The 3,752-nt window shown below is 39.7% G+C and carries 5 protein-coding genes and 2 pseudogenes; 5 read left to right on the top strand and 2 right to left on the bottom strand.

Annotated features, from left to right (window positions below; genetic code table 11):
- Together AC1DLM_RS34940 and AC1DLM_RS34935 are read left to right on the top strand one after the other, a co-directional pair.
- Positions 1–372, top strand: a pseudogene (locus AC1DLM_RS34940) (group II intron reverse transcriptase/maturase); the annotation flags it as partial.
- Positions 373–776: 404 nt separating this feature from the next.
- The gene (locus AC1DLM_RS34935; protein WP_477572570.1) at positions 777–1,148 is read left to right on the top strand and encodes a hypothetical protein; all 372 of its coding nucleotides are present in this window, start codon (positions 777–779) and stop codon (positions 1,146–1,148) included.
- A 114-nt stretch (positions 1,149–1,262) separates the two neighbouring features.
- Here AC1DLM_RS34935 and AC1DLM_RS34930 read toward each other — a convergent pair whose 3' ends face one another.
- Positions 1,263–1,427: a hypothetical protein gene (locus tag AC1DLM_RS34930; protein WP_477572569.1), complete on the bottom strand. Its 165-nt coding sequence runs from the start codon at positions 1,425–1,427 to the stop codon at positions 1,263–1,265.
- A gap of 168 nt (positions 1,428–1,595) precedes the next feature.
- On the opposite strand from AC1DLM_RS34930, the gene AC1DLM_RS34925 reads away from it, so the two are divergent.
- The 3 genes from AC1DLM_RS34925 (at position 1,596) to AC1DLM_RS34915 (ending at position 3,243) form a co-directional block, all read left to right on the top strand.
- Positions 1,596–2,192 carry an SMI1/KNR4 family protein gene (locus AC1DLM_RS34925; RefSeq protein ID WP_477572568.1) on the top strand — a complete coding sequence of 199 codons (597 nt, stop codon included), beginning with the start codon at positions 1,596–1,598 and terminating at the stop codon, positions 2,190–2,192.
- 184 nt (positions 2,193–2,376) lie between these two features.
- The gene (locus tag AC1DLM_RS34920; protein ID WP_477572567.1) at positions 2,377–2,946 is read left to right on the top strand and encodes a suppressor of fused domain protein; all 570 of its coding nucleotides are present in this window, start codon (positions 2,377–2,379) and stop codon (positions 2,944–2,946) included.
- Positions 2,947–3,117: 171 nt separating this feature from the next.
- On the top strand, positions 3,118–3,243 hold the full coding sequence (locus AC1DLM_RS34915) for a TetR/AcrR family transcriptional regulator (RefSeq protein ID WP_477572566.1): 126 nt from the start codon (positions 3,118–3,120) through the stop codon (positions 3,241–3,243).
- A 192-nt stretch (positions 3,244–3,435) separates the two neighbouring features.
- On the opposite strand, the pseudogene AC1DLM_RS34910 reads toward AC1DLM_RS34915, so the two are convergent.
- A pseudogene (locus AC1DLM_RS34910) lies at positions 3,436–3,752 on the bottom strand (VOC family protein); the annotation flags it as partial.

Here is a 3,752-nt window from a genome sequence, read left to right as displayed (position 1 = left end):
CAGATACACAGGAAGCTTCGACCAGATTTACGTCAGGAAATTTACTTACTTACGAAATCTAGCATCCCGAATCAAAGTGTTGAATATATGGACAATCGAATTAGTCGATACAGTATGAAGATGGGGAAATGCGAAATTACAGGCATGTATCTCTTCGCATCCGATGTTTACTGCCACCACCATATTCCGTTGCACTTAGGTGGAAATGACAAGTTTAATAATTTGCGAATCCTCCACAAAGAGGTAGGGCAACTTATCCTACAAACACATAAAGAGACGATTGACGTACTCAAGAATAAACTGGAACTAACGGAATTGATGATGAACAAGATCAACCAATACCGTGAAAAATATGGATTAGATCCAGTTTAACATATCCCAAATCAATGAGTAACGAGGAAGTTATGATTTAGTAAATTCAGTTAGATGGACCGCGGAGTGCTTGGAAACTGGCACGCTCCGTGCGGAGCAGGGGAAAAGCTGGAGATAACATCAAATGCTTACCTATTGCAAACCGATTGTTGAGGGACTTGTTTCACGGCAGGCTCCTCTTTTGTTTATTAAAGCAAATGCCAGCTTATCGTTTCGTGAATTCTTCAATATGAATATTTTACGAAGTCCGTAAATGACGTTAGGTATATTTCAAGAGAGGGCGATTTTCATGCCACAATACAATATCTATGTTTTGTCATCGTTAAGAAATAAAAGTTCAGTTAGCAACTTTATTAATAGATATATTGACAGGGTAGTATTAAAATCGAACAGATGAAGAACTCATGTTATTACCCTTAGGAATTACAGATGAAGAAAATTTGAATTCTGATGGCTACGATTGGATTCCAGCAATCAGTATTTCAAACGTTATTGACATTGGTCTAATAAAGCCATTTAGGGGTTTTCGTTTTTACTTGGATTCAAATCAAAAGTACATAAGAAACGTAATCATTACATTTACAATAAACGGATATATAATCTTTGGCTTATCAATTGATGACGAAATTAAGGATATAGACTTTGCAAAGAAAATATTAAACAATGTATTTAATGAGTATCAAGGCATAAACGGCGGAATATTCTTTGAAGAACCCGCCMCACTAAGTACAAAGAAATTTTCACATATGTTAAATCAATCAGAAGTACGTATTTGAAGTTGTTAAGCTTCAGTCCCATTCGGCAAGATGAATTGAATTAACGAGGAACTATTATAGAAAACGAAAAGCCTAGTCCAATTTGAACCAGGCTTTTTCGCTTTACATATATGATTATTGATTTTGTGATCTGCTGCTGGAGGATTGATTTTCTTTAAATGCCTCTGCCGCTTCTTCTGCTGAAAATTCCGTATCATCTTGACCCGGGACTGGCAATTTATTTAACTCCGTAGACTGTACTTCTGCCTTGGTTGCCTGATTATTATTTTGATTGGGCATGGTGACACCTCCTTTTAATTAAATAACAACAAGGAATAGTTTCCCACTATATGGTTTTTTTATACCGATCGCACATTAAGCTATCGGGCAGATTAACCTAGTTAAGAGAAAGTAATTTGTGGTAAGATATTTCCAGTAAATGTATCTGAGTAGGTGGAGTGAATAAAGATGCAAAGTAGTTTTGAAAAGGTGAAACAGAAATTATTAGAKGTAGGAATCACTAATGAAGGTGGTATTTACTCTGATAATTTAGTTATTTCAATTGAACAGAAATATGGGTTTCGCTTGCCTCAAGATTATAAAAAATTTCTTTTGACGTATGGGAGAATAAACTACAATCATCGAATAAGCTATTCATTAATAAACAACATACCAAAGCACAATGAACGGGGGGAACTGGGCTATTTTTATAGCCCGCTAAATAACAACGATTTAATCAGTAATATCGAATGTTATCTKGGGCGAATGCCTGAAAAAATGATACCTTTTGCAGATATTACAGGTGGGGATCAACTTTGCATTGGAGTTACTGAGGATGTATGGGGAAAAATTTATTTTTGGGATCATGACCAAGAACACTTCGACCCCTCAGAAGAAGAATTATGGAATAATGTTTACTTAGTAGCAAATTCATTCTCGGAGTTTATCTTAAGCTTTCAAACAGTTGAGGATGAAAATCTACCCAAGGATCTTGGGATTGTTAGTGTAAAAACGACACTTGAATTTCTAAAACTGGTTGAACAGTTCAAAAGAAAAATAAAGTAATCAAACTAATGAAGCAAGCTTTTTTAGCGTTGGAATAGAGTATGTAGGCTTTATTGAATTAAGCTAACGCAGAACGTTACTTAGATAGGGATCGTCGGCTGTCGCGCAGTCAGGACGATCCCTATTTCATTGAAGTATATGGCAGATTACGTAATAATACGACTATTTAAGAGGAGAAGATTGTATGGGGTTTGTAAAGTTCTTGGAGCAACATCTTGGGCAGATTCAGCATGGTTTTACACATGACGAGAATGGGGTTCGTCTCCCTTACCAGATTGTCAAATATAGCGAAGGTTTTCCTCTCGAAGGGGCTGTAACGTATACGACATTAGGTTTGAGTAACGAAGTATTACATACTCGTCAAAGCGGGAAAGAAATCCGACAAGAGTTGGTTTTTGTAGCCCCGTCAAATTATGGTGACAGAAACATTCCTGGTATTCTCCAAAGGGGCGCATCTATGGCAGTATCAAGTCGTCACGCATGGTTACGTGGCGATGTAATTGGACCGTACGGAACAATGTTTTCAGATTCAGAAATGGAAGGTTTGTTTGTTGCACCACCAGTGTATTTCCCAGACGATTTTGCAGTGTATACTGCTGAGAACGGGAAGCCGATTGTACTGGCTTGGTTAGTACCGGTTACACCTTCAGAGATACATTTCGTGAACCAACATGGGTGGGAGCGTTTTGAAGATTTGCTTGAGACTTCAAACCCCGATTTAATTGATTTCAACCGTAGGAGCATTGTTTCATGAGGAAGTTTAATTGCGCTAACGAAAGAACGATAGTGAAATAGCGGTTGCTTCGGCTGCCGTTCTTGTTTCTCCACTAACGAACAGTAATCTACCGCAAGAAAATTGTTGACAGCTATCAAGAATTCGTATATTTATTGATTAATAAATAAAATTATGGGGAGATATCATGAAGTGGCCAATGAAGACCGCAAACAGCAAATTGTCGAAGCAGCAGTAGCCGTCTTCGCCAAGCAGGGATATTACAAGACGACGACCTCTCATATCGCACAGGCAGCTTACTTTATCTGGCAGCCATAGTTACGCTAACGGTTAAACGACAGCACTATTACAAATAAGCTGCCAGCATCAGCGAGGGTCGCGAAATCTCAATAAATAATGAAGAACCTAGTTAAAATGAAGAGACCATAGCTCGTTGCTATGGTCTCTTTCTATGAAGCGGTCAGTAAAATTACTAATTACGAAATTCGACTCACTCACTTCAACTGTCCGTCAACGCCTATCGCTGAACCGTTTGATTGCTTCCTCGGTCACCGGCGCGAAGAGGTTAACCAGGTTGCCGTCGGGATCGCGAAACAGCACAGCACGGTTCCCCCACGGCATCGTGGTTGGTTCCTTTACCCACTCGTCGACAAACGGCTTCAAGCGCTCGTATTCGGCATCGACATCGTTGACGTGGAACTCGAGGATGACAGTGTGATTGTCGGCCGCCACTGCGGAACCAGCGCCGAACAGTTGCACCGTCTGGGAGTGGCCGATCGCCAGGGTGCACGATTGCACGATGGCACAACGAGTTCGGCAAAGACGGG

It is taken from the genome of Paenibacillus sp. 01T442, from assembly GCF_056398345.1.
This window is presented reverse-complemented; position numbering and strand designations above follow the sequence as displayed.